General features: G+C 59.5%; 12 protein-coding genes and 3 tRNA genes. 11 read left to right on the top strand and 4 right to left on the bottom strand.

Features of this window, described 5'->3' with window-relative positions; all coding sequences use genetic code 11:
* The first annotated feature begins 75 nt into the window (after window positions 1–75).
* The 7 genes from RQ479_RS04150 (at window position 76) to RQ479_RS04180 (ending at window position 19,540) form a co-directional block, all read left to right on the top strand.
* Window positions 76–2,934, top strand: coding sequence for an AAA family ATPase (locus tag RQ479_RS04150; protein ID WP_376704199.1), 2,859 nt, complete (start codon window positions 76–78; stop codon window positions 2,932–2,934).
* The gene (locus RQ479_RS04155; RefSeq protein ID WP_376704200.1) at window positions 2,931–4,217 is read left to right on the top strand and encodes an McrC family protein; all 1,287 of its coding nucleotides are present in this window, start codon (window positions 2,931–2,933) and stop codon (window positions 4,215–4,217) included. Before RQ479_RS04150 ends, RQ479_RS04155 begins: the two co-directional genes overlap by 4 nt.
* A 202-nt stretch (window positions 4,218–4,419) precedes the next feature.
* On the top strand, window positions 4,420–9,567 hold the full coding sequence (locus RQ479_RS04160; RefSeq protein ID WP_376704201.1) for a DEAD/DEAH box helicase: 5,148 nt from the start codon (window positions 4,420–4,422) through the stop codon (window positions 9,565–9,567).
* On the top strand, window positions 9,567–12,347 hold the full coding sequence (locus RQ479_RS04165; RefSeq protein WP_376704202.1) for a DEAD/DEAH box helicase: 2,781 nt from the start codon (window positions 9,567–9,569) through the stop codon (window positions 12,345–12,347). The genes RQ479_RS04160 and RQ479_RS04165 overlap by 1 nt, the downstream gene beginning before the upstream one ends.
* The gene (locus tag RQ479_RS04170) at window positions 12,347–16,828 is read left to right on the top strand and encodes an Eco57I restriction-modification methylase domain-containing protein (RefSeq protein ID WP_376704203.1); all 4,482 of its coding nucleotides are present in this window, start codon (window positions 12,347–12,349) and stop codon (window positions 16,826–16,828) included. Before RQ479_RS04165 ends, RQ479_RS04170 begins: the two co-directional genes overlap by 1 nt.
* A 73-nt stretch (window positions 16,829–16,901) precedes the next feature.
* Window positions 16,902–18,767 carry a chromosome segregation protein SMC gene (locus RQ479_RS04175; RefSeq protein WP_376704204.1) on the top strand — a complete coding sequence of 622 codons (1,866 nt, stop codon included), beginning with the start codon at window positions 16,902–16,904 and terminating at the stop codon, window positions 18,765–18,767.
* A gap of 20 nt (window positions 18,768–18,787) precedes the next feature.
* Complete coding sequence (locus tag RQ479_RS04180; protein ID WP_376704205.1) at window positions 18,788–19,540, top strand: HNH endonuclease; 753 nt, start codon at window positions 18,788–18,790, stop codon at window positions 19,538–19,540.
* Between the two features lie 112 nt (window positions 19,541–19,652).
* Here RQ479_RS04180 and RQ479_RS04185 read toward each other — a convergent pair.
* The 3 genes from RQ479_RS04185 to RQ479_RS04195 all read right to left on the bottom strand — a co-directional run bounded on the left by RQ479_RS04185 (window position 19,653) and on the right by RQ479_RS04195 (window position 21,133).
* Window positions 19,653–19,737, bottom strand: a tRNA-Leu gene (locus tag RQ479_RS04185).
* A 345-nt stretch (window positions 19,738–20,082) separates the two neighbouring features.
* Complete coding sequence (locus RQ479_RS04190; protein WP_376704206.1) at window positions 20,083–20,652, bottom strand: hypothetical protein; 570 nt, start codon at window positions 20,650–20,652, stop codon at window positions 20,083–20,085.
* 406 nt (window positions 20,653–21,058) lie between these two features.
* A tRNA-Asn gene (locus tag RQ479_RS04195) sits at window positions 21,059–21,133 on the bottom strand.
* Window positions 21,134–21,352: 219 nt separating this feature from the next.
* On the opposite strand from RQ479_RS04195, the gene RQ479_RS04200 reads away from it, so the two are divergent.
* Window positions 21,353–21,613, top strand: coding sequence for a hypothetical protein (locus RQ479_RS04200; RefSeq protein WP_376704207.1), 261 nt, complete (start codon window positions 21,353–21,355; stop codon window positions 21,611–21,613).
* A gap of 63 nt (window positions 21,614–21,676) precedes the next feature.
* On the opposite strand, the gene RQ479_RS04205 is transcribed toward RQ479_RS04200, so the two are convergent.
* Window positions 21,677–21,877: a hypothetical protein gene (locus RQ479_RS04205; RefSeq protein ID WP_376704208.1), complete on the bottom strand. Its 201-nt coding sequence runs from the start codon at window positions 21,875–21,877 to the stop codon at window positions 21,677–21,679.
* A gap of 215 nt (window positions 21,878–22,092) precedes the next feature.
* On the opposite strand from RQ479_RS04205, the gene RQ479_RS04210 reads away from it, so the two are divergent.
* The 3 genes from RQ479_RS04210 to RQ479_RS04220 all read left to right on the top strand — a co-directional run bounded on the left by RQ479_RS04210 (window position 22,093) and on the right by RQ479_RS04220 (window position 24,503).
* Window positions 22,093–22,166, top strand: a tRNA-Cys gene (locus tag RQ479_RS04210).
* Between the two features lie 90 nt (window positions 22,167–22,256).
* On the top strand, window positions 22,257–22,925 hold the full coding sequence (locus RQ479_RS04215; protein WP_376704209.1) for a protein-L-isoaspartate O-methyltransferase: 669 nt from the start codon (window positions 22,257–22,259) through the stop codon (window positions 22,923–22,925).
* A 186-nt stretch (window positions 22,926–23,111) separates the two neighbouring features.
* Complete coding sequence (locus RQ479_RS04220) at window positions 23,112–24,503, top strand: TolC family outer membrane protein (protein ID WP_352467025.1); 1,392 nt, start codon at window positions 23,112–23,114, stop codon at window positions 24,501–24,503.
* Window positions 24,504–24,677: the final 174 nt, after the last annotated feature.

Genomic DNA, 24,677 nt, shown 5'->3' on the forward strand with positions numbered 1-24,677 from the left:
AGTCTCTGTTTGTCGACTCGCGCGCAGTAGCCCCTTATGGGTGTGCTTAGGGTTACAAGGGTGGGGGGTGGGAGCGTGCGGGAAGCTGAGTACCGAAAGTGGCTTGAGGCAGGAAACTACTCAGCCAACACAGTCAATACACAGATTACGCAGGCGCGGCGGCTGGACCAGGCGTATGGCGACTTGGACGCTGTATTCGTCCGTGACGGTTTCGCCGAATTGCGGCGCACACTTGCATATTCGCGGCAAGACAAGCGCGATGAAAGGCCGAACCCGGCAAGCTTCCCGATTGCTGGCGATCTTTACGCCAATCTGGCGAGCTACCGAGCATCGCTGAGCTATTATGGCCGCTTTGCCGGAGGCGGAGAGACGCTGCCGAGTCCCGACCGCCATGCGCTTGATGCGCTCAAGCAACGCTTCCTCTCCGCCTTTCCGGACTTCGAGGCTGGTGGTGGTTTCACAGGCTCGACCAGCTATCACCGCGAGGAGGACGACTATAAGCGCACACTTGTCGCGCGGGCCAACGAACTTCTGCACGTGGACCCCCCGCCCGGCGACGCAGAGCTTGGCGGAGCGGTCCTCGACGCGTTGAGCAAAGACAGCAACCTACTTGGCTACTACAGGTCCAATGCGAGATTAAGCGCCATCCGCTCTGCGCATCCCGGAGCACTGGAAACCGCGGCAGGCGCTCTTTTCAGAGCAAGCGATCCGCCGCCTGTTGCCGCCGACTCCTTCCTTGCCACGGCATGGCCGCTGTTGCGCGAGGGATCGGAAGAAAGCCTCCCCTATGGCGATACCCGGATACTGGCTACCGTAATCCAAGCGCTGGCACGGCCCGAAATCGCGATCTCCGTTATCTATCAGCGATTTCACAATTTCGGCATGGCCATGCTCGACCGGCCGCTATTCGGCAATAACGTACTAACCGCATCCGAGTACGAAACAGTGCTCCAACTGGCAGCGTTCGTATTCACTGTGATGGATGTCGAATGGGCTTGGCACCCGAGAGATCTCTGGGATGTGCAAGGCTTTGTCTGGGTGACTTGCAAGGAAAAGTTGGGGGATGAGCAGATGGGGCCAGCGATCGATCGCGGAACCGTTGAAATGGTGATGAACGAGTGCGACGCGCTCGGTGAAGCTAGTTTCGTTGCCAAATATAATCGCAGCTTGCGAGGCGTACGCTATCGGGTTGTCCGAGGCAATTCGCGCTATCCGTCAAAGGCAATTGCCAACGCCGCTTATGAGACAATGCACGGCGAGCCCGGCCCATATGGCGGAAGCGAGGCGCGCAGGGTGCTCGCGGCGCTCGGCTACGAGATTGTGGCCGGCGAAGACGGGGCTGGCGTGGAGGACGAACGTTCGCCGGCAGAGGCAAGGGCTGTAGCCGTCGAACCTACCAATCTTATCCTCTATGGCCCCCCCGGCACGGGCAAGACCTATGAGACCGCGGTGCATGCAGTGCGGCTTTGCCTGAACCTTATGCCGTACGATCCGATGCTTGCCGCAACCGCGCGCGCACAATTGATGGTCGAGTACAAGCGCCTCGTTGCGGCGCGGCGGATCCAATTTGTCACCTTTCACCAGAGCTACTCTTACGAGGAGTTCGTCGAGGGGCTTCGCCCGGAAACAGGGGCGGGCGATGGGGAGGATGGCATGTCGGCAGGTTTCCGGCTCGTGGCCAAACGTGGCGTCTTTCGTGAGATCTCCGCACTCGCCGAGCAGGCTCGCAAGTCGGCCGGACAAACCGGCGGCTTCGACGTGAGCGGTCGGCAGGTTTTCAAAATGTCGCTTGGGCGCGCAGGGCTCGAAGACCATATTTTCGAAGCCGCAGTCGAGGGCAACTATGTAGCGCTGGGTTGGGGAGGGAAAGAGGATTGGTCGGACGCGCGTTATGAAGGCGACCGCGGCTACCAGGCGATCTTCGATCGATGGAACGAGATCGAGCCGGGCACTACAGGCAACAGCGGCCACATTTCTCAGCTCTGGCGCTTTCGCACGTCCATGCGCGAGGGAGATCTGGTCGTCATATCGAATGGCAATTCAGAGTTTCGCGCGATTGGCGAGGTGACTGGGGCGTACCACTACGAAGCGAGCGACGACAATAACCAGTATCATCACCGCCGCGCTGTCCGCTGGCTCCTGCTCCCCGACGAACCCCTTCCCGCGGACACGATCTATGACAAGCCGTTTACAATGCGCTCCTGCTACTTGCTACAGGAACAGTTCCTGAAACGCGATGCACTCGCCGGTCTGCTCCCGGGCGGGGAGGGGGGCGACCAACCGGCCGACGCTTATGTGTTAGTGATCGACGAGATCAATCGCGCGAATATATCAAAGGTGTTCGGCGAGCTTATCACGCTGATCGAACCGGATAAGCGGATCGACGCGGCTGGAGAGATTAAGGTCCGGTTGCCTTATTCGCGTGAAATGTTTGGCATTCCGCCGAACCTCCATCTCGTTGGCACGATGAATACCGCCGATCGCTCGATCGCGCTGCTCGACACAGCACTTCGACGGCGCTTCGATTTTGTTGAACTTATGCCTGACGCGGACCGGTTGGAAAGTGAGGTGAACGGGGTGCCTCTGCGCCGGCTGCTCGAGACCATCAACGCGCGGATCGAATACCTATTCGATCGCGAGCACCAGATCGGGCACGGTTTCTTCATGCAGTGTCGAAATCGTTCTGACATCGACCGGGTGATGCGGCGCAAGATTCTGCCGCTGCTCCAGGAATATTTCTTTGAAGATTGGGAGAAGGTTGCGCACGTGCTCGGCGATGCCGATGCAAAGGCGGGCGAGGGCGCATTTTTGACTTGGCAACCATTGAAAGCCCCTGAGGGTTTTGATGGCGGCGCAGGTGGCGGGCTTGAGCGTCGACGATGGTCGGTGCGGGCCGACTTTCCCCTTAATGCGTATACCCGGATCGTCGGGTGACATCGCTCCGTGAATGGGAACGACGCCCAATCGGTGCGGATGGGCTGAGCCGCGCTCAGGCAGACCGGCTGCTCGCAGTGGCCCGCGCCTCGCCTCTTGGCGGGGAGGACGGCACGCGGATCCTCGTTGATGGAGGCCGCTATTTGCGCGCACAGAATGTGGTGGGCGTAATCTCGGCCGAGGACTGCACGCTCGAGATCCTGCCCAAGATCGACGGAATACATAGTGACATAGGCGTTCGCCGCCGACTGGTCCATATGCTGGCCGTCGCACACGACCTTGACATTGCTGCGGATCGCGTCGCGGCGCTCGGCATCCAGCACGAGACGCTACTCGAGATCCTGATCCGGCTCTTTACCGACCAATTAATCGACGCTGTCCGCAGCGGTCTACCACGCCGCTATGTCGAACAGCGGGACGACCTGCCCGCTCTCCGCGGCCGCCTCGATGTGGCCCGACAATTCACCACATTTGCGGCTGATGCGACGCGGCTCGCCTGCCGATACGATGAGCTATCCCCAGACATCGCGCTCAACCGTATCCTAAAGGCTGCGGTGACTAGGCTTCAGCGGCTTGCACGGCGGGCTGAGACACAGCGCCGGCTTGCAGAGCTCGCCTTTGCCTACGCGGACGTGGAACAAGTCCCACGGCGTGATTTGCCTTGGGAGCGGCTTTCGCTCGATCGCACGGATAGCCGATGGCGGCCGCTTGTCGATTTTGCCCGGCTCCTGCTTGGGGACCGTTTTCAGACAACGAGCGCGGGCGAAACTCAAGGTACCGCGCTCCTGTTCGACATGGGCATGTTGTTCGAAACCTATATCGCGCGCAGCCTGCACCGAGCACTGCGAGACACCAAGCTGCGCGTCGTGGCGCAAGGCGGGTTGCGCTACTGCCTCGCGGAGTTGGACGAGAACGATCGTCGCGGGCCGGAACGCTTCCAAACGCGGCCTGACATCCTGGTTAAGGATGGAGCCTGCGTGGTCATGGTGATCGACACCAAGTGGAAGCGTCTCGCCCGAAACACGGAGGACCGCAAGCGCGGCGTGGTGCAGGCAGATATCTATCAAATGATGGCCTATGCGCGCCTGTACGCAAGTAGTCGCCTGACGCTCCTATATCCACATCATGATGAGTTGGGCGAGAACGAGGGTATGCTGCGCCAATACACGGTTGCTGCTGGCGTCGAACGGCTCGCGATCGCGACGATTGATCTCTCCGATCCGACATCCGTCGAAATGCGGCTGCGCAGCCTCGTCGGAAGCGAGGTCCTACCGTCGCCGTGATTGTGAGCGTGACATATCATCGAGTCCAACGCGCAACCTTCTCCTTCTTGCCGATCAGGATGAAGAGGAGGTTTATTAAGAGGAGCCCTACGACTATGCGTAGCGGGAGACGTTATTGCGAGACATAAGCAATCAATAAGGCGAAATTGTCCCAATACAGCGGCTAAAAGTAAAATAAGACGAGTGGATAAAGGGGGGATCAGTGGATATCTTCACTCTCGATAAAGCATTGATCGAGCGATATGAATCGTTCGCTCGTTCGTTTTCGGAGATTCGCGCGCCAGAAATTCGCGTGCAAGTCGATGCTGCTTACGCCGATCAGCGCTTCTGGCCTGAGCCCCTAATTACGATTAATCCACGCTTTGAGGCAGGAGCATCGGTTGACGAGCTGGTCGCCAAAGATGTGCTCGATCCGGCCCTTAGCAAAATCTTCGCGGCCGGACCGGATCGAAAATCGATCAAACTTCACCGTCACCAAGAGCGCGCCGTTGCCAAAGCCCACAATGGCGAAAGCTTCATTGTCACCACGGGAACCGGATCCGGAAAATCACTGTGTTTTTTCTTGCCCATCGTTGATGCCATCGTTCGCGCGCGACGAGCCGGCGAGGCAGCACGAACACGCGCGATTATCATCTATCCAATGAACGCTTTGGCCAACAGTCAGCTTGAGGAGCTAGAAAGGTATATCGGAGAGTCAGGGCTCGACGAGGGACTGCGCCCGACCTACAGACGATACACGGGCCAAGAGAACGAAACCCAACGCCAAGCCATTGCTGCGTCCAAGCCTGACATTCTCCTGACGAATTTCATGATGCTTGAATTGCTCATGACGCGTCAGGACGGTCTTGATCGCGCCGTCATCGCCAATGCCGCGGGTTTGGATTTCCTGGTGCTCGACGAGTTACACACTTATCGCGGTCGGCAGGGCGCAGATGTCGCGATGCTCGTCCGCCGCGTGAAGGATCGATTAGTCAGGGACCAGAAGCTAATATGCATCGGCACGTCGGCAACGATGTCCAGCGCACACGATGAGATAGAACGAGCGGCAGCTGTTGCCCATGTTGGCAAGCTCATTTTCGGCGAGGAATTGAGCGCTGCCTCGATTATCGATGAAAATCTTGCTCGAGCGACAGATCCTCGGATCAATAGTGCCAACCTAGGGGACACTCTCAAAGACGCAGTCCAGGCACCTACGCCGGAAAAACTCAAGGACAAGGAGCTGTTCTCTCACCCGCTTGCATGTTGGATCGAGACAGAGATCGGGCTGCTCGAAGGTGAGAAACTGCGGCGTCGGCCGCCCATGACGCTGAGCGAGGCGAGTTCGGGGCTCTCGGTTCGAACGGGTATCCCTGAAGCGAAATGCAACGCATCCCTTGCTAGCATGCTGTCGTTGATAGGGCGCCGCGAAGATCTTCGTGGAGGTATTAGCGATCGCGCCTTTCTAGCGTTCAAGCTTCACCGGTTCATCTCGGGAGCCGGGCACGCATATGCGACGCTGGAGCCTGCAGCGAGCCGGCGCATCGTGTTGGAGGGACAAGTCTTTCATCCCTCTGATCCCAACGCGCGCTTGTATCCGGTCTTCTTTTGTCGGGAGTGCGGGCAGGAGCACCACAGCGTTCGGATCGAGAATTCACTCGACGGCCTAAAAGTTCTGGCGCGGCCCATTGACGAGCCGGCGAGTGAGGAAGTGGAAGCAGACGGCTCGCGAGCGGGCTTTTTAGTGCCGGTGATCAACGCGGATTTCCTGTTCGGAGGAGCTGTTGCTGACTTTCCCGATGATTGGCAAGAGACGACACCGGCGGGGCAAGATCGGTTGAAAAGCGGGCATCGGGGCAAGCACGAAGGGCAGCTTCTATCGGTGAGACCCGATGGATCGCTCGGCGATGACGGTGTGCCAGCGTGGTTCTTTGGCGGCAAGTTCCGCTTTTGCCCGCATTGCCGTCATCAACCACCGCAACAGGCACGTGACATCAACAAACTTGCCGGTCTATCGGCCGAGGGCCGCAGCTCCGCAACGACCCTGATCGTTTCGACCATCTTGGCATGGATGGAAGCGGAGGGGACGCTGGAGGAAAGCACTCGAAAACTCCTGGGATTCACCGACAACCGGCAAGATGCGGCTCTCCAGGCGGGCCACTTCAACGACTTCATTTTCGTCAGCCTGCTTCGCGGCGCCATCTTACGCGCAGTGCGCAATGCCGGCGACAAGGGCCTGGCGGACGTTCGATTCGGCGAGGCGATACGCAAAGCGCTCGGCTTTGATCTTGATGAGCCTGGTCGGCTCAGTGACTGGATGTTCGATCCTCGGGTAAAGGGCTTCCATAACCGCCAGGGGGCTGAGGAGGTACTCACCTCCGTTCTCGCTCACCGGCTCTGGACTGACTTGCGCAAAGGCTGGCGTTTTACGAATCCCAATCTCGAAGAAGCCGGCCTGATAGAGGTTCGGTTCCCCGGACTGGAGGAGCTGGCAAATGACGACGAAGAGTTCGTTAGTAACCCTCGATTAGCGGCCGCCACGCCGCAAATGCGTGCCAGGCTCTTCAATCTTCTCTTTGACTATATGCGGCGCGGTCTGGCGATCGCCACGGAAGCACTAGACCGGCAACGGATACTGCAAGTCGCCGAGGCGTCCCGAAATCACCTTCGTGATCCATGGCTCATCGACCAGAACGAAGAGCACGAGTTGCGGCAGGCTGGATTCCTGATGATTGATCCCCCGAGCAAGGCAGATATCAGCGCCACGGAAGACGGATTGATTGTGCGTGGCGGGTGGCGCACCGCGCTCGGTAAGGCTTTGCGCAGCAAAGATATCTGGCCTGAACCCTTGCCAGTGAAGGAGTATGGAGACGTTATCGCGACGCTCCTGCGGGCGGCCGAAGGCCATCAAGTAGTCCGCCGAGTGGCCACAGGCGGCGATGCGCCAGCTTGGCGTCTCGCATCGACGGCTCTGCGGCTTTTTCCCGCGACCAAAAGGGCAGACGGCAAGCGAGAGAACCCCTTCTTCCAAACTCTCTACGAAGAAGTCGCCGAGATGCTCGCGAAAGAGGGTGACCTACCTTTGGCCTTCGAGGCGCGAGAGCATACGGCGCAAGTCGATCAGAGAGTTCGGGCATGGCGCGAGGACCGGTTCAGGTTCGGAAAGGCGGATGTTGAACGGATTGCCGAAAATCGGGATGAGATGCGTCAAGAAGGCGAGCCCACAACCTTCCTTCCAGCCCTGTTCTGCTCACCGACGATGGAGCTGGGTGTCGATATCAGCGCATTGAACACGGTCTTTCTCCGGAATGCACCGCCGACCCCAGCAAATTATGTGCAACGGGCAGGTCGCGCTGGTCGAAGCGGCCAGGCAGCGCTCGTTATAACCTATTGCGCCGCACAATCCCCTCACGACCAATATTATTTCAACAATAGGCAAGGCTTGGTCGCAGGGGTAGTGAAGCCGCCCGCCTTGGATCTTGCCAATCGAGATCTCCTGAAAAGTCACCTTCATGCGGAATGGCTTGCTGCCGCGGTCATACCGCTGAAGCCTTCAATTCCGGAAAATCTAGATATGGCCAATCTGGAAATGCCGGTTTCGGTCGAAATCGCGACGGCCTTTTCACAACTCGCCGCTAGCGGCGCTGCAAGACCCACAATGCGGCGCCTCCTTGAGCAAACTGCCAGCGCCATCGATCTGGCTGATGCTCCTTGGTTGTCGGATCTGAATGCATTCGTGGAAGAGACTGATCGAGAGGCGGCTCAGAATTTTGCACGCAGTTTCGGCCGGTGGCGTGAGCTGTATCGAAGTGCGCGCCGTGAGCAGGAAGAGGCGCATCAAATTCAGCAGAAAACCTCCTTCAAACCGGGCGAGCGCAAGGAGGCGGCCCGTCGTCACTTCCGCGCGACGGAAGAGCTCGACATGCTTGAACGTGGTCAGGCTTCGAACGGATCTGATTTCTACACGTACCGCTACTTGGCCACGGAGGGTTTTCTGCCGGGTTACAATTTCCCGCGTCTGCCGCTCTATGCATTTATTCCCGCAACGAAACGGGCTGCGGTTCTTCAGAGACCGCGGTTTCTCGCCATTTCCGAGTTTGGTCCCAACAGCCTGATCTATCATGAGGGTCGCGCTTATCGAGTTGTGCGGGCGAAGTTGCCAGCGCACGGTCGTCTCGACGACGGCAAGCTGGCGACGACCAGCCTCATTTTGTGCGCCGAGTGCGGTGCCGCTCATTCCGATGACAAGCTGGAACGCTGCCACGCCTGCAATGCCTCGCTCGCGGGTGTGGACCGTCTCGATAACGTTTATCGGATCGACAACGTGGAAACTGCGCCGTCGGCGCGGATCACGGCAAACGACGAAGATCGTCAGAGGCGCGGGTTCGAAATTCAAACAGTTTTTCAATGGCAATTCGACAAAGGGGTTCTGGATACCCGCACGCTCACTCTGCGCGCTGGGACAGAGCCGCTTCTCCTCCTCGACTACGGCGCACGCGCAAAGCTATCGCGCATCAACAATGGCCTCCGCCGTCGCAAGTCCAAGTCGATCAAAGGCTTCTGTATTGATCCGACATCGGGGCGCTGGGTCAAGGACACGCTGAACGGTGGCGATGACGACGATATCGATGTCACGACGCCGAAGTCGCAACGGATTGTCCCGATAGTTGAGGACCATAAGAACGCCCTTCTGTTGCGGCCGATCGCGAATTTCAATGAAGCGCAAATGGCGACGCTACAGCACGCGCTTCTAAGGGGCATTCAGATTGTCGCCGAGTTGGAGGAGGGGGAGCTATTGGGCGAGCCCTTACCGAAGCGCGATGAGCGCAAGGCAATCTTGCTTTACGAAGCGACGGAAGGTGGCGCAGGCGTGCTCAACCGTCTGGTTTCCGATCCGCTCCGTATGGCAGAGATCGCGCGCCAGGCGCTCAATCTGATGCACTATGATTTGCCCTCAAAGGGTGAAAGTATCATCGAACGGGAGGATGCCTGTGTCGCCGGCTGCTATCGTTGCCTGCTCTCCTATTTCAATCAACCCGATCATAATCTGATCGACCGCCGCGACCCAGAGGTAACGTCCTTCCTCTGCGAGCTTGCAGAGCCTGAGATCGTGGACACGCCGCCTGGTGAGGTTGATAGCCCTTGGAGGCGAGCGTTCCGGCGGTGGGGCTTGCCCGCTCCGTCGACGCGCAAGATCGGCGGCATTTTGCACGACCTGTATTGGCCGAACTTTCAGGTGCTTGCGGTCCCGGGATTGGTGCCGGAGGGATTGACGGCGACATGCGCAGATTTGGGAGTGGACCTTGTCGAGTTGCCCGATGAGCCCGGAGAGACGGCTCCGGTTGAACTGACAGAACTTCTGGGAGCGGCATAGTGGACGCAGTACGATTTTCGCCGGGTGATCTTGTCGAGGTGCGAGGACGCGAATGGGTCGTCCTGCCGTCGCCTGACGATGACATCCTCAACGTCCGGCCGCTTTCAGGGTCGGAGGCCGACGCGCAGCGGATCGCGCTCGCACTCGAAGCAATCCCGGTGAGGCCGGCTCGTTTTTCGCCGCCCCAGCTCGATCAGCGGGACACTCAGGATGGTGGCCGCCTCTTGGCGGACGCCTTGCGTCTGTCGCTTCGTCGCGGAGCCGGCCCTTTCCGCAGCGCCGCTCATCTTGGCGTCGAGCCCCGGGCTTATCAATTGGTGCCGTTGATGATGGCGCTGAAACTCCCTGTCGTGCGCCTGCTGATCGCTGACGATGTTGGTATCGGTAAAACGATTGAAGCCGGCCTCATCGTTCGTGAGATGCTTGATCGTGGCCTGATCGATCGCTTTTCGGTTCTCTGTCCGCCGCACCTCGTCGAGCAATGGGTCGGCGAACTCTCCGAGAAATTCGATATCGACGCCGTGGCCGTCACATCGGCCCGGGCTCGTAGTCTTGAGCGCGGGCTGCCAGCCGCGCAAAGCCTCTTTGAAGCTTATCCCCACACCGTCGTCAGTCTCGATTACATCAAGGCCGACAGCCGACGTGACGAGTTCGCGCGCGCCTGCCCATCGCTGGTAGTCGTCGATGAGGCCCATGCCTGTATCGGAGGCGAGCGTGGTCGGCATCAGCGGTTTGAACTCCTGGAGCGATTGGTCGCTGATGAAAAGCGCCACATACTGCTTTTGACCGCGACGCCGCATAGCGGGGACGAAGCCGCATTTGACCGCCTACTGGGACTGATCAGCCCAGATTTTGCGGGAGGAGCGCGGGGTGATGGGAATACCCGCGTCCGATATGCGCGCCGCCTTGCTCAGCATTATGTCCAGCGTCGTCGGCCGGACATCATGGAGTCCGGCTGGAACGAGAAACGGACTTTCCCGATCCATCAGGTGAAGGATGAGTCCTTCAGCCTCACTGGGGACTTTGCTGCTTTACACGATCGTGTCCTGGACTACTGCTTGGCGGTCACGCAGCGGGCTGGCGCCGACCAGCGAAGCCGCCGGCTCGCTTTTTGGGGAACGCTGGCGCTCATGCGCTGCGTTGGCTCGTCTCCTGCGGCTGCGGCCAGTGCGCTCCGCAATCGGCTCGGCGGCGTTGCGGACGAAGAGGCGATGCAGCCTGTCGTCTTTGACGAGGATGAGGGTCTTCTCGACCAAGGCGATCTCGAACCGGGAACCGCCACTATCAATGCCGAAGAATGGGCGGAACTCGGCAAGTTGATCGCGATGGCGCAGGCGCTCGATGCGCGGCGTGCCGAGGACCCCAAGGTCGCTCGGCTGTTGAAGGTCTTGAAGGAGCTGCTCCAAGACGGCGCGAGGCCTGTTATTTTCTGCCGGTTTATCGCCACGGCTGAGTCCCTAGGCGAAGAGCTCCGCAAGGCGTGGCCAAAGGCTGACGTCGCCATCGTGACCGGTCGCCTGACACCAGAAGAGCGGCGGGCCCGGGTTGACCGCCTCGAAGGTTCAGAGAGCCGAATCCTGGTCGCGACGGACTGTCTCTCCGAGGGCGTCAATTTGCAATCGTTGTTCGACGCTGTCGTTCACTATGATCTCAGTTGGAATCCGACCCGCCATCAGCAGCGTGAGGGCCGCGTCGATCGATTTGGCCAACAGTCTCCGATCGTTCGATCGGTGACGATCTTTGGCGAGAACAGCGCCATCGACGGAGCCGTGCTGCAGGTCATTTTGCGCAAGGCGGAGGCGATCCGTAAAGCGACGGGCATCGCGGTGCCCATGCCCGAGGACAGCGAAGGCGTGACTGCTGCACTCATGCAGGCACTCATGTTTCGTGGACACCGCGAGCAGCTTGCCTTCGATTTTGGTCTGTCGAGCGAACGGCTCGACAGCAAATGGCGCGATGCCGAAGAGAACGCGAAGGCGAGTCGGGCGCGATATGCCCAAGGTGCATTGAAGCCCGAGGAGGTGTTGCCGGAATGGCGACAGATGCGGGCTCTGAACGGGGGGCCGACCGAGGTCGCCCGTTTCACGGATCGAGCTCTGAAGCGTGTCGGGGCGCCGTTGGAGAAAGCCGGCCAGCTTCAGCTCGTTCATCTCGATGCGATGCCCGACGCCATCAAGGAGCGCTTGGAAGCGCGCGGCCTCCGCGGGACGCGAAGAGTTGGATTTCAGGACGATCCCGCTCCGGGCGTAACGCACCTCGGCCGGGTTCATCCGCTCGTCGCCAGCTTGGCGGAGAGTCTGGCGGAGGGGGCGCTGGATCCCGACGGTGGGGCGTTCCCCCCGCTCGGCCGTTGTGGAGCTTGGCGAACCCGGGCCGTCAATCAGATGACGACGCTGTTATTGTTGCGTCTCCGCTTCAAGCTGATCACCAGCGGTCGGACAAATCGGCTGCTGCTAGCGGAGGAAGCAACCGGGGTCGCCTTTGGAGGCATGGCCGCCGAAGCCGGGCTGACCGGTCTCTCAGCGCTTGCACTGCTGGAGCCTGAGGCGGCCGGCAATCTCGATGAACAAGCGATCGCGCGCCAGATTCAGCGTGCCCGTGAGCGGTTGGCAACTTACGAACCCGCCATAGCAACGTTCGCCGCCGAACGAGGGACGGTGCTGTCTGAAGACCATTTGAGGCTCACGGAGGCGGCGCGCGGTGGCGTGACGGTTGAAGTTGTACCGGTTCTGCCAGCCGACGTGATTGGCATCTACGTCCTCCTTCCGGAGGGGGAGTAGTGGCTCGCCATCTCAAACGTGTCGCCGACATTGGGCTCACCGCGGTCTCAATCGAGGGCGGCCTCATTTCACCAGATCAGGTGGCGGCCATCGCCGCTACCGCGCCGGATCAGAAAACGGCCGCCGACTATGGCTGCCCGAAGGGGACCAATTTGCGGGACGAGATCACTCGCTACTTCAGGATCGGCCAAGCCCATTGGCAGGCCTTTGCCAGGTTGCCGACGCCCAATGTGATTCAGACCACCACTTTCGTAAAATGTCTCCTGGAGGAAGCTTTCGGATTTGAGACTCTCCACGGTCCCAATCTTCATCACAGGGATGGGCATACCTATCGCGTCACCCTTGAGGCCAAAGGCGGCCGGGTGCCTGTCGTCGTTGCGGCCCCGATGCCGGACGGTGAGGCGTTCAACAAGGCGCTTCCGCAGCTAGGCGATGACCATGATGGGACGATCCCGCGGCGTTCGCCCGGCGTACTGCTTCAAGACTGGCTGAACGCCAATCCCGATTTCTTATGGGGTATGGTCTTCGCCGGAGATCGTGTCCGTCTCATGCGGGACAATGCCAGTTTTACCCGTCCCACTTACATCGAGGCTGATCTCGGGGCGATTTTCCGCGACGAGATGTTCGCAGACTTCACCGCAACATGGCTGCTGATCCATGCAACGCGCTTTGGGGGAGAGAACGCACCCGCTGTCGATTGTGCTCTGGAACGGTGGCGTGAGGCGGGACTGAGAGCAGGTACGGCGGCTCGCGAAAGGCTTGGTGAAAGCGTTGAAGAGGCGCTCCTCGCGCTCGGGCAGGGTTTCTTGGATGTAAATCCGGACCTTCTGGCAAAGCTGGATGAGAATCGCATCAGCGTCCAAGGATGGTTCGAGCAGCTTCTGCGGGTCGTCTACAGGCTGATCTTCCTTGCTGTGTCAGAGGACCGCGATCTTCTGCACGGACCGGATGCTTCGGCCGAATCACGCGACCTTTATGCGTCAGCTTACGGCTTCGGCCACATGCGAGGGCGGTCGGCCCGACGATCCGCGCACGACCATCATCGTGATGCCTGGGAAGGGGCGAAGATCGTTTTCCGAGGCCTGGAGGGCGGTGAGAAGCTCTTGGGGCTGCCGCCGCTCGGGAGCCTTTTCGCGCGGGGCCAGACGCCGGATCTCGACGAGGCAAAATTGCCCAACAGAGCATTTATGCGTGCGATCTTCCATCTAAGCTGGTTGATCGAGGACGGGCGCCGCGTCCGTATCAACTGGCGTGATATGGCGACGGAAGAGTTGGGTTCGGTCTATGAAGGTCTGCTCGAGCTTGTACCCACGCGTGAAGGCAATGGCCGGCGTTTCTGCTTTGCGGGCGGTGATGAGACGCGTGGTAACGTCCGTAAGAAGACCGGCAGCTATTATACTCCAGATGGCCTCGTTCAAGCGCTGCTCGATAGTACGCTAGATCCTGTACTCGAACGGGCGGAGGCCGAAGGTGGAGTCGAGGCGATCCTTGCGCTTTCGGTGATCGATCCGGCTTGCGGATCGGGACACTTTCTTCTCGGTGCCGCGCGAAGAATTGCCAGCCGCGTCGCGCTCCTTCGAGATAGTGATGATCCGGACTATTCGGCGGCGATGCGGGACGTTGCGCGTCGCTGCATCTACGGTGTTGATCGCAATCCAATGGCTATTGAGTTGGCCAAGGTCGCTTTGTGGATCGAGACGGTGGAGCCGGGCAAACCTTTGGGTTTCTTGGATCCTAACTTGCGCTGTGGCGACAGCTTGATCGGTGTCTTTGACATCAGCGTTTTGCGCGATGGCATTCCCGACGACGCGTTCAAACCGTTGGCCGGCGACGACAAGGAGGCTGCATCTCACTATCGCACGAAGAACAAGCGCGAGGTCAAGGAACGCGAGAAGGTCGAGACTGGGCTTGGGTTGGTGGCAGGGCAAAAAGAGCTGTCGCAAGCTGTTGCCGGCTTGCAGTCACGGCCTGAAGATAGCCTGGAGGATATCGAAGGAAAGCGTCGGCTCTTCAACAGCCTAATGGCGCAGGGAGGCGCGGCATGGAAGCTCAAGACCGCCTGTAATCTTTGGACTGCCGCCTGGTTCGCTCCGAAGTCCGAGATACCGACACGTGGGCGCGAGCTGGTGCCAACTAGTGGCCAGGTCTCTGAGTATCTAAGGGGAATAACACTCTATGGCCCGCTCCTCGCCGAGGCTGATCGATGCGCCCAACGACATCGATTCTTTCACTGGCCGGTCGAATTCCCGGACATCATGGGTAAGGGTGGCTTCGATATCGTAATCGGCAATCCGCCTTGGGAAAGAGTGAAGCTCCAGGAGGAAGAGTTTTTTGCAGCGCCGGCACCAGACATTGCTAATGCGAAGAATGCAGCTGCCCGGAAAAAGCTTATTGCGGCACTAGGGGAAACAAATCCCCACCTTGCCGACGAATGGAATGCGGCCGTAAGGACGGCGGCTTGCGAAAGCGCCTATTTACGACTGTCGGGTCGATACCCTCTAGGTGGCGTCGGTGACGTAAACACCTACGCCATCTTTGCAGACCATTTCCGACAGGCGATCAATCCCAACGGGCGGGCAGGATTGATTTTGCCGAACGGCCTCGTTACCGGGTACACCTATCGGGAATTTCTGCGCCATCTCCTCAGCACCAAGACTCTCGCTTCCTTCTTTGGGTTCGAGAATGAGGACAAGCTCTTCAAAAGTGTGCACAACGAGACGAAATTCGGGCTCCTAACCGTGACGGGTGGGCGCCAGAAAATCGAGCAGCCTTGGTTCACTGCGCATATTCGGCAGCCCGAGCAGATAACTGACCCCGAACGGCGTTATGCGCTGACGATCGATGAGATCGAGGCGATCAACCCAAACACGCTCAACCTGCCGGCCTTCCGACGCGCCAGAGACGCTGAGATCACCGCAACGATCCACAAGGCTGCCCCGGTGCTGGTACGCAAGCATCCCGATGGCGGTGAGGAGAATCCATGGCAGGTCAAATTCAAGACGCTTTTCCATATGGCAGGGGCGTCCGGCGATTTCCTGGATCATCAGGACATTGCGCCGATCATCGTCGACAGGCGCGGCGCATTGGCGATCCTCACAGATGGCCGACAGGTCTATCCTTTGTACGAAGGGAAGATGTTCTGGCACTTCGATCACCGATACGGCACCTACGAAGACCAGACCGAAAAGCAAGCAAACAAGGGCGTTTTGCCCCACGTTCCGGACGCGAAGCACAACGATCCCCGGTACAGGATTGAACCGCGCTATTGGGTTGAAGCGCGGTTGACGCATGAAGCGCTAGGCGAGGTCTGCGACCATAAATGGTTTTTCGCGTGGCGCGATGTAGGACCGTCGGAGCGATCTTTCGTAGGAACTGTGATCCCAAAAAGTGGTGCCGGGGATACGGCCTATCTCCTTTGCCCAGGGCGCGAAACCGAGAGCAATATTGCTTTGACAGCGATCCTTGGCAGCTTGGTAATTGACTACGCCGCTCGACAGAAATCCAACCGAATGAAATATTTTGTCGTTGAGCAAATTCCGGCGCTATCATCTGAGCACCTGCAGGCGAATTGTTCTTTCCTAGGCATTCCGCCTAGGGCGTGGCTGTCAGCGCGAGCGCTGGAACTTTGTTACACTAACGACGAGATTGCTCCTTTTGCACACGATCTAGGGCGCGATCATCCTCCGTTTCGCTGGCAGCCTGAACGTCGCATTCTGTTGCAGGCTGAAATCGACGCGGCGGTCTTGCATCTGTACGGGTTGAGCAAAAACCAAGCCGAGTGGCTTCTCGATTCCTTCACGGTGCTACGCAAATATGAAGAGCGTGACCACAATGAATTCCGTACGAAGCGCGTCGTGATCGAGATGTATGACGAGATGGCGGCGGCCAAACTTGCAGGCCGCGCCTATCAAACGTTGCTAAACCCGGTTCCAGCAGATCCAAGTTGCTGCCATCCGGCTATTTCCATTCCGATGTCGCTAGTTGGCGCAGCACTCGCCGAGGGCGCGTGGGCCCGCCAGCCACAACCACAGCCTGGGGACACCGGCGCAGCGTTAGCAGCCATCCTGAAGACAATGGACGGACCAAAGCCAACTAGAGATGTCCGTCTCATGGCGGCGTTCGTGCTAGAGCCGCGGTTGTTCGTTCCGTTTTTGACGGCTGCTCAAGCGACAGAATGGCGTCGCTTGGTGGGGGCCGAAGCTGATCCGCTCACAGGAACTGTCGCAGCGTTCGCCACGCGGAACAACGCTGCGTGGGGAGCGGCTGTCCGCAACCATCGCGGCAATGGACGACTGATTGAGAACCTCGATGATGGTACGTGGGCACCAGGTCGAGGACTCGATGCGATTGATACATTAAGTTGGCCAGACGGCCGCGCAGGCTTCGTGTTGGAGGCGCTGAGAAGCATAGATCTCGGCGCAGCGGTGAATTCGCTGCCAGATGAGATACAGAGGTGGATAGTCGATGCCGCTGCAGCCTGACTTGTTAGGGCCGCAGCCCCTCACCATAACGCCAGCCGAAGGGCTAGAGGGGCCGCGGCTTTGGGTCCGGCGTTTGGTCATCTGGAAGGAGCCTGGCGGGGAAAAGGTGCGAGACGTTGCCCTTCGTCCTGGCCTCAATATCGTCTGGTCCCCAGACGGAGCTGATGATGCTGCTTCGGCAGACCAGACCAACGCGATCGGGCACGGGAGTGGTAAGACGCTGTTCTGCAGGTTGATCCGCTATTGCCTTGGTGTGGATCGCTTCGCCACGGAGCCAGAGCGGGATCGGATAGGCACCGCATTCCTGAACGGCATTGTCGGCGCCGAAGTCATACTCGACGGGGTATGTTGGGCGATCGTTCGACCTCTCGGCGTTCGCCGCCGACATATGGCTGTAGCTAACGGCAATCTTGATGAGATCGCCGCCGGCGAGGGAACGTCGACTGGACTTGAGCCCTTCATCGAGGCTGTGGATCAGAGTGTCATTACCACCGAGCTCGCGGGGTTGGTTCGCCCGCGTGCCGATGGACCGATTTGGCCGATCGCCTTGGCTTGGCTGACGCGGGACCAGGAATGTCGGTTCGACGACGTTCTCGACTGGCGGTCGCCAACTTCGGATTCGGGTTCACCTATACCTGCGAGCGGTCAGGAAAAGGGGCCGAGGCTCGAGGCGCTCCGTGCCTTCCTGATGGCGATCACTCCAGAGGAGCAAACGACACGCGGTGAAGTGAATAGCCTCAATGAACAACGTCGAACCCTTGATCAGGAGATCGGTCATCGGCGGTGGGAAATCGAACGCACACAAAGCCGCCTTGTGGCAGCGCTTGACCTGGCGGGCCAATCGTTGCCCGAGATGCCGCTCTTGATCGATGTCATGCGTAAGTCCGCGGGCGAGCGCCTAGGGGCTGCAAAGCATCTTCCCGCCGGCGGCGGTGCCGAACTCGCTGCGGCGCGTGAGCAGCATGAAGCTGCGCGACTCGAATGGATGCGTCTCGATGGAGAACGCATTCGCATTGAAACATCGATTCCGATCGAACAGCGAGTATTGAGCGAGATCCAAGGGGAACTGCCCGGGCTTTCCTATTCGCAAGCCGAGACGGAGAGCCCGATCTGCCCAATTTGTGAAGTGCCGATTGATCGGGCTTTGGCTGAAGGGTGCAAGCTTTCGCACAAAATACCCGACGCCGAAGCATGCCGACGACGTCGGGCTCAACGTCGGGCGGACTTCGAGGCACAAGGCAAGCGCCTTGAAGGCCTGCGCCAAGAAGGCGTGCGAGTTCTGCAGCAGATCGCGCTCGCCAAGCAGCAGTTCCATCAAGCTGCCATTCGTGTTGGTACGATAGAGAAGGCTCGCGATACCCGGGAGGCTGCCTGGTACACGGCTCGGAGGGCCCGCGACGATGTTGAGCGTGTGGCCGATCTCATCGACACTCAGGATGAGGCGGTAAAGCGCCTTCGCGAGCTAGGCGCGAAACTCGATGCTGAACGAGAGCGGCTCGGGGCGTTTCGCGACAAACAGGCGCGCGTATTCGGTCGAATGAGCGAGAAATTCGATCCGATTGTTCGACGGTTGGTGGGGCACGACGCGAGAGGTCGCATTGCGGTCGATATGGGAGGCGACCGCACGACGGCGGCGATCGAGTCGCTCAAAGTCCTGGCTTTTGACCTAGCTGCGATGTGTCTCAGTATTGAGGGGGCGACACGGGTCCCGCCGTTCCTGTTGCATGACAGCCCGCGTGAGGCCGACCTTGGTCTGTCGATCTACGGAAGGCTATTCGACATCGCCGAAGAATTGGAGCGGGTGGGCGGAACGCCGCTGTTTCAGTACATCATTACGACTACTACGGCTCCTCCGGCTGAGTTCAGAGAGCCCCCGTATTTACAGCTCAAGATGTACGGCGATCCACCCGCACAGCGCTTGCTCGGGGTCGACCTGTGACGGCCGCGGAGACCCGTTTGATGACCTATCCGTTCGCGCTCCTCTCGGAGCTACGGGATGCGGCGAACGAGCATGGGTACCGGATCGGCCCCGAAGAAGCCGCTGGTTGGATCTTCTTCCGCTCAGCAAGTGCGCCGGCCGAAATCGGATTGGCTGCCGCTAGTCCTTCCGGACCGTTCTTTTTGTCCGTTATGCACCAAGGCGTGGCTCGAACTCTGGATGCTGCACCGGCATCCCCGTGTGCCAAGGGCCATGCTGCGGCCTTCGTGTTCGCAACCCGTGATGATCTGCATGCAGGGGTCCAGGCTGTGTACCGTCTATCGGTCAGCTTGCCGAACTTTCCCCTTGAGAAATATGAGAAGGCCGTTGGGGGGATTGGCGACACCGAAGGTGAGCGCGCCCAGAAGTTTAGGATTGGGCAGGGCATTTTTCGAGACGCCCTGATGGACTATTGGCACGGGGTTTGCCCCTTGAGCGGGATATCCAGTCCCGATCTCCTGCGAGCATCGCATATGATGCCATGGGCTCGCTGCGAGACCGACGCTCAGCGTCTCGACGTGCATAACGGCCTTCTCTTATCTGCTTTATGGGATGCCGCATTCGATGCCGGCTTGGTGACATTCGATGATGATGGAAAAGTTCTGACGTCAACGAGTCTAGAAGGAGTTGCGCAGGCACAGCTAGCTTTGGCACAGGCTCCGAAACTTGTTTTACGATTAGAGCATCGGCCTTATTTGCGTTACCACCGAAGCAATGTTTGGATAAGACCATAATTGAAGTGGGGAGAGTCCGGCGTTCCAACCATTTTCCAAGCTTAAGCTTGAAAAATGAGGTTGGGAGCAATTTCGGCCGGCCGAGTGGTGAGCCAGCATGGCCTGGTGACGATGGTGCGGGTAGAGGGACTCGAACTCCCAAGCTTTTTGGCACTTGGACCTAAACCAAGCGTGTCTACCAATTCCACCATACCCCCGAACCTATCATCCCCGTTTGTCACAGGCATTGTGGCAAGTCAACGAGCGGTTGACTAAGTCATTTATTATGGTGACTAATCTTGTGTGGCCACCCTGAGCGTATGACTGCCTCGTCTGTAAATTCGAATACTTGTATTCTCGTGGCGAATCCGGTGGACATAGTGAACATATCCAACGGAGCAAGAGGAGTAGCTCCTCCGTTTCCGGGAAGCTGCCGTTGAAGCAGTTTGGTAAATGCGGGCTGTCTATACAGGGACTGAACCTATGGGCGTCATCCGTGTGAAGGCTTAGCCCCGGTCGGGTGGCGCGGCGCCTCGGCTGGGGGCAAAGTGCTCAAGCGTCGCCTATTCTTCTGCAGAGTCGGTCGTTTGCAAGCTCACACTCTGAACCCAGCGCGCGCGGTTCGCCTTGCGCTCGTGGATCGCCAGGTACAGCGATCGTCCGTTGCTCAATAGGGCGAGTGCGTCGCTCGTAAAGCATGGGGAAACGCGAAGCCACACCGTCCAGCGTGGCTCGCCGCGGATCTTGTCGATGAGCCCCATGCCTGGAGGTGGGTTGTAAATCGGAATCTGCCTACCGCGGTATTGACGATATTTGGGCGAGCCGTACTCATCGCGCTCCTGCACATCCTTGAGCGTCGCACGAATGTCGCCTGAGCCCAAGTTGTCGCCATAGATTGTGACCTCATAGGTGTCGCCCGCCCGTTCCTCTGGGTAGGTGGATATTCCGGCGACCGTCAGTCGCGTAGTGAACCGATACAGTGGGTCGTCATCATCTGAGTTCCAAGCCGACTCCGGCGTGTAGACGTTGTAGTTGACGGCAGCTTCGACGCTCGCCTCGCAGCGTGCCACTTTGATGGCGAGGTGCGTGTGTTCTTCTTCGGGTCGCTTCTGGCGCTTGCTCTTGCGCGGCATCTGATCCTCCGTTGCTCCGTTCGCCCTCCATCGTGATGGCGGCTTGAAGAAATTCGACGAAATGCGCCACCCATACACTGGTCGCGAATTGTAGCTTAGATCGACCGGTGTTTGGTTCGCTGCCGAAGGGTCGGCGGCGAAAGGAATCGCCTCGGGTCTCTTATCGGGACCGCAAATCTCGGATTGTCGTCATGTTATTGAAATTGCTGGTACGCCCAAGGGGAATCGAACCCCTGTTACCGCCGTGAAAGGGCGTTGGGCGATGGTGAAGTTCGTCCAAAGCCTTCCGTCACGCTGATCGCGGCAATCATCAGAACAGGTCCATAGCGAACCCAGATTCTGTAGATATGCTGTAGATCAGCCGTTTTCCGGAGCTTTTTAGGATCGACTAAGTCTTTGAAAATGTTGGCTCCCCGGGCCGGATTCGAACCAGCGACCAACCGGTTAACAGCCGGTTGCTCTACCACTGAGCTACCGGGGAACAGAGGCTCTCATGTGAGTGGGGCAGCCTATAGCAAACCCGTTTCGGCTTTGCAAAGAAGCATTTCGCATTTTTCGGTGCTTTTTGGCGCGAGGCTTTCTGGCAATGGCCGGCGAGCGCCCTCATATGAGCTGTCTCTCGCCTGTCACGGAACGGAAAAGGCCGTTGCGGCTTTCTCCGGCTGATGGTGCTACTGATGCAAACGGATCGACATTTCAAATGACGGCAATGAGCGACGAACAGCCACCGGCCCGGAAAATCTCGGTCTTCGGCCGCGAGTTCACCATGCCGCGCTCGCGCGGCCTCAGGATTGCGATCGGCGTCGTGCTGATCATCGGCGGCATTCTCGGCTTCCTGCCGATCCTGGGTTTCTGGATGGTGCCGATCGGATTGCTGGTGCTCTCCTACGAATTCGCGTTGGTGCGCCGTCACCGGCGCCGCTTCGTCGTCTGGTGGGAGCGACGGCGCCGGCCGGATTGAGGTTGCCCTGCTGACAGGCCGGAAACAGGCAATTGTTTGAGAGCGGCGTGCTCCGCCTATGCACTACCGAGGTTGGTCGAAGCAGCTTTCCAGGCGTTCGCAGAGCTCCTTGAGAACGGCGGTAGCCGATGCCAGCCGCGCCCGGTCGCGCGGCGGCAGGCTGTTTGCGCCTTCTATGCTGAGGCGATCGATAGCATAGCGCACAAGCTCTGCAGACTGCGACAATCCGCGCGACGTGCCGTTTTCCGTAGCCGCTCGACCCATGGCGGAGCCTCCTATCTGCCCAACGTGATCGCCGGTTTCGGGTTCCTGGCGCCCAGAATCATGCTTAACGATAAGCTAATATGTTATTGCTAGCATGGCATTGCGTTGATAAGCAGTGCCTCGATGTCGGAAGAACCGTTGGGAATGCATGGTGGCCGCTTGACGGCATTTTCGCCGCAACCTATTGGAGCCGGGTGGAACGCCGGGAGCAATGAGGCCTCGTGGCGGAGTGGTTACGCAGAGGACTGCAAATCCTTGCACCCCGGTTCGATTCCGGGCGAGGCCTCCAATGCCCGAGCTCCCGCGCGTCAGCGCCAGGGGGGCTTCAGTTCCGGTCGAAACAGCCGCGGCCTTTGCGCGGCAAGCGGATGGTTGGAACATGAGCGCTGATTTTGCCGAACGCCGGGTGAAGATGGTCGATGGCCAGATCCGCACCACCGACGTGACCAGCGCGCCGTTGCTCGAGGCGATGCTTGTCGTGCCGCGCGAGGCCTTTGTCGGCGCCGGCCAGCGCGATCTTGCCTATATCGATGAGGACATCCGCATTGCCGATACGGCCGATGGTCCGCGCTATCTGATGGAGCCGTCGCCATTGGCCAAGCTGATGCAACTGGCCGATGTCGGCCCAAGCGATTCGGCACTCGATGTCGGCTGCGGCACCGGCTATGCGGCGGCGATCCTGTCGCGGCTGGCAAGGTCCGTGGTCGCGCTGGAAAGCGATCCGGCGCTGGCCGAGACCGCCACGTCGACGCTCGCGGCACTTGGTTGTGGCAATGTCACGGTGGTCCAGGGACCGCTGCCGCAAGGCCATGCCGCCAAGGCGCCTTACGACGTCATCTTGATCGGCGGCAGCGTCGGCGAGGTGCCGGCGGCGCTGTTCGAACAGCTTGCCGAAGGCGGCCGACTCGTCGCCGTTGAAGGGCAGGGCAATTCGGGCGTAGCCCGGCTTTTTTTTAAGACTGGAGGGGTTGTAACGGGAAGACGCGCATTTAATGCGGCAATTAAGCCACTACCGGGATTCGAACGCATTCCCGCCTTCGAATTCTGAGTGATTTTGCCTTGCAGCGAAGGCGTTGTCATGATCGCTTGCGTTTGAACAATCGTTGCTGATCTGCATAACCGGGTGTTTCTTGGGGGCTTTCAGCGGGGGAACGATAAAAAACGCGGCGCCGGCTGATCAGAGGAGAAGCCAGCGTGGCGCAGTTCCCGTGCAAAACGAATGAGGGAATATAACGTGCCGTCTGTACGCAAGTTGCTTTTTACCGCTGTCCTCGTTTCGGCGACAGCGCTTTCTCCACTGGCCGCCTCGGCCGAAACCATCCTCGGCGCACTTTCAAAGGCCTATCAGAACAATTCCTCGCTTAATTCTTCACGCGCCGGCGCCCGCGTCACCGACGAGGGCGTCGCCATCGCCAAGTCCGGCTGGCGCCCGACCATCACTGGTTCCGGAAGTATTGATTATACCGCCAGCCACAGCAATCGGTTGCACCGAAACATCTCGATAACCACCGGCAACTTCGGCGTCGAGATCGACCAGACGCTGTTTGACGGTTTTCAGACCAGGAACAATGTGGCGGCCGCCGAATCGCGGGTCCGCGCTTCGTTCGAAAGCTTGCGCAACGCCGAAGAAAACACTCTTTTCAACGCGGCAAGTGCCTATATGGACGTTATCCGCGACCGTCAGGTCGCCGTGCTGACCGAACAGAACCTGCAATTCCTGACCGAGCAGGCGCGTGCGGCGCGTTCGCGCTTCGAGGTCGGCGAAGGTACGCGCACCGACGTCGCGCAGGCCGACGCCCAGCGTGCCTCCGCGGTGGCGCAGTTGAGCGCCGCCCGCGCGACGGCGCTGGCAAGCGCTGCGACCTATCGCCAGATCGTCGGCGACGAGCCGGGCAGGCTCAGGCCGGCTTCGCCGGTGTCGAAGCTGTTGCCGTCGAGCCTCGATGCGGCGATTGCGATCGCATCGGCCGAGCATCCGGCCATCCTCGCCACCGCGCATCTGGTCGACGCGGCGGCGTTTTCGGTGAAGTCTGCCGAAGGCGCGTTGCTGCCGCAACTATCGGCGTCGGCAGGTGTTTCGAGCGCCATTCGCGGCACCGCGCCCGGCTCGCTCTCCTCGACACAGGATGGCGTAACCAATTCGGCGAACATCGGCGCGACATTGACGATACCGATCTATTCCGGCGGCCGGACCTCGGCATTGGTTCGCCAATCAAAGGAATCACTTAGCCAGGCCCGTATCGAGGTCGATGTCAGCCGCGACACCGTGCGCCAGGCGGTGACCTCGGCATGGTCGCAATACACCGCCGCGCAGCAAAGCGTCACGGCCAACCGGCAGGTGGTCGCCGCCGCACAGCTTGCCCTGAACGGCGTCATCGAAGAGCGCAATGTCGGCCAGCGCACCACGCTCGACGTGCTCAACGCGCAGGCGACCCTCATCACCGCCAAGATCAATCTTGTCAGCGCCGAACGCGACGTGGTGGTGGCAAGCTATGCCATCCTCTCGGCGGTTGGCCATTTGTCGGCAGAGCGCCTTGCGCTCAACGTGACGAAGTACAGGCCCGAAGAGCATTACGACGCCGTCAAGGACAAGTGGATCGGCCTGCGCACGCCCGACGGCCGCTGATCACCAAGCCGTGTTTTCAGCCCGCGCTCGAACGACGCGCGGGCTTCAACTCCCGACCCTAATCTGTTGAAATCCGCGATGTCGCCAGATTGGGGATTCTCGCAAGCCGCTCCGTCGGTTACGCTGTTGCCATGATTCGAATCCGGCATTGCCGGACAGGAAATCTGAGAACGA

This window comes from Mesorhizobium sp. ISC25, assembly GCF_042295465.1.
In the GTDB taxonomy this organism is placed as follows: Bacteria; Pseudomonadota; Alphaproteobacteria; order Rhizobiales; family Rhizobiaceae; genus Mesorhizobium.

Coding starts and splice junctions, on each gene's coding strand:
- RQ479_RS04215 (WP_376704209.1), top strand. CDS start 22,257: ATGAGCGCTGATTTTGCCGAACGCCGGGTGAAGATGGTCGATGGCCAG.
- RQ479_RS04205 (WP_376704208.1), bottom strand. CDS start 21,877: ATGGGTCGAGCGGCTACGGAAAACGGCACGTCGCGCGGATTGTCGCAG.
- RQ479_RS04200 (WP_376704207.1), top strand. CDS start 21,353: ATGACGGCAATGAGCGACGAACAGCCACCGGCCCGGAAAATCTCGGTC.
- RQ479_RS04190 (WP_376704206.1), bottom strand. CDS start 20,652: ATGCCGCGCAAGAGCAAGCGCCAGAAGCGACCCGAAGAAGAACACACG.
- RQ479_RS04180 (WP_376704205.1), top strand. CDS start 18,788: ATGACCTATCCGTTCGCGCTCCTCTCGGAGCTACGGGATGCGGCGAAC.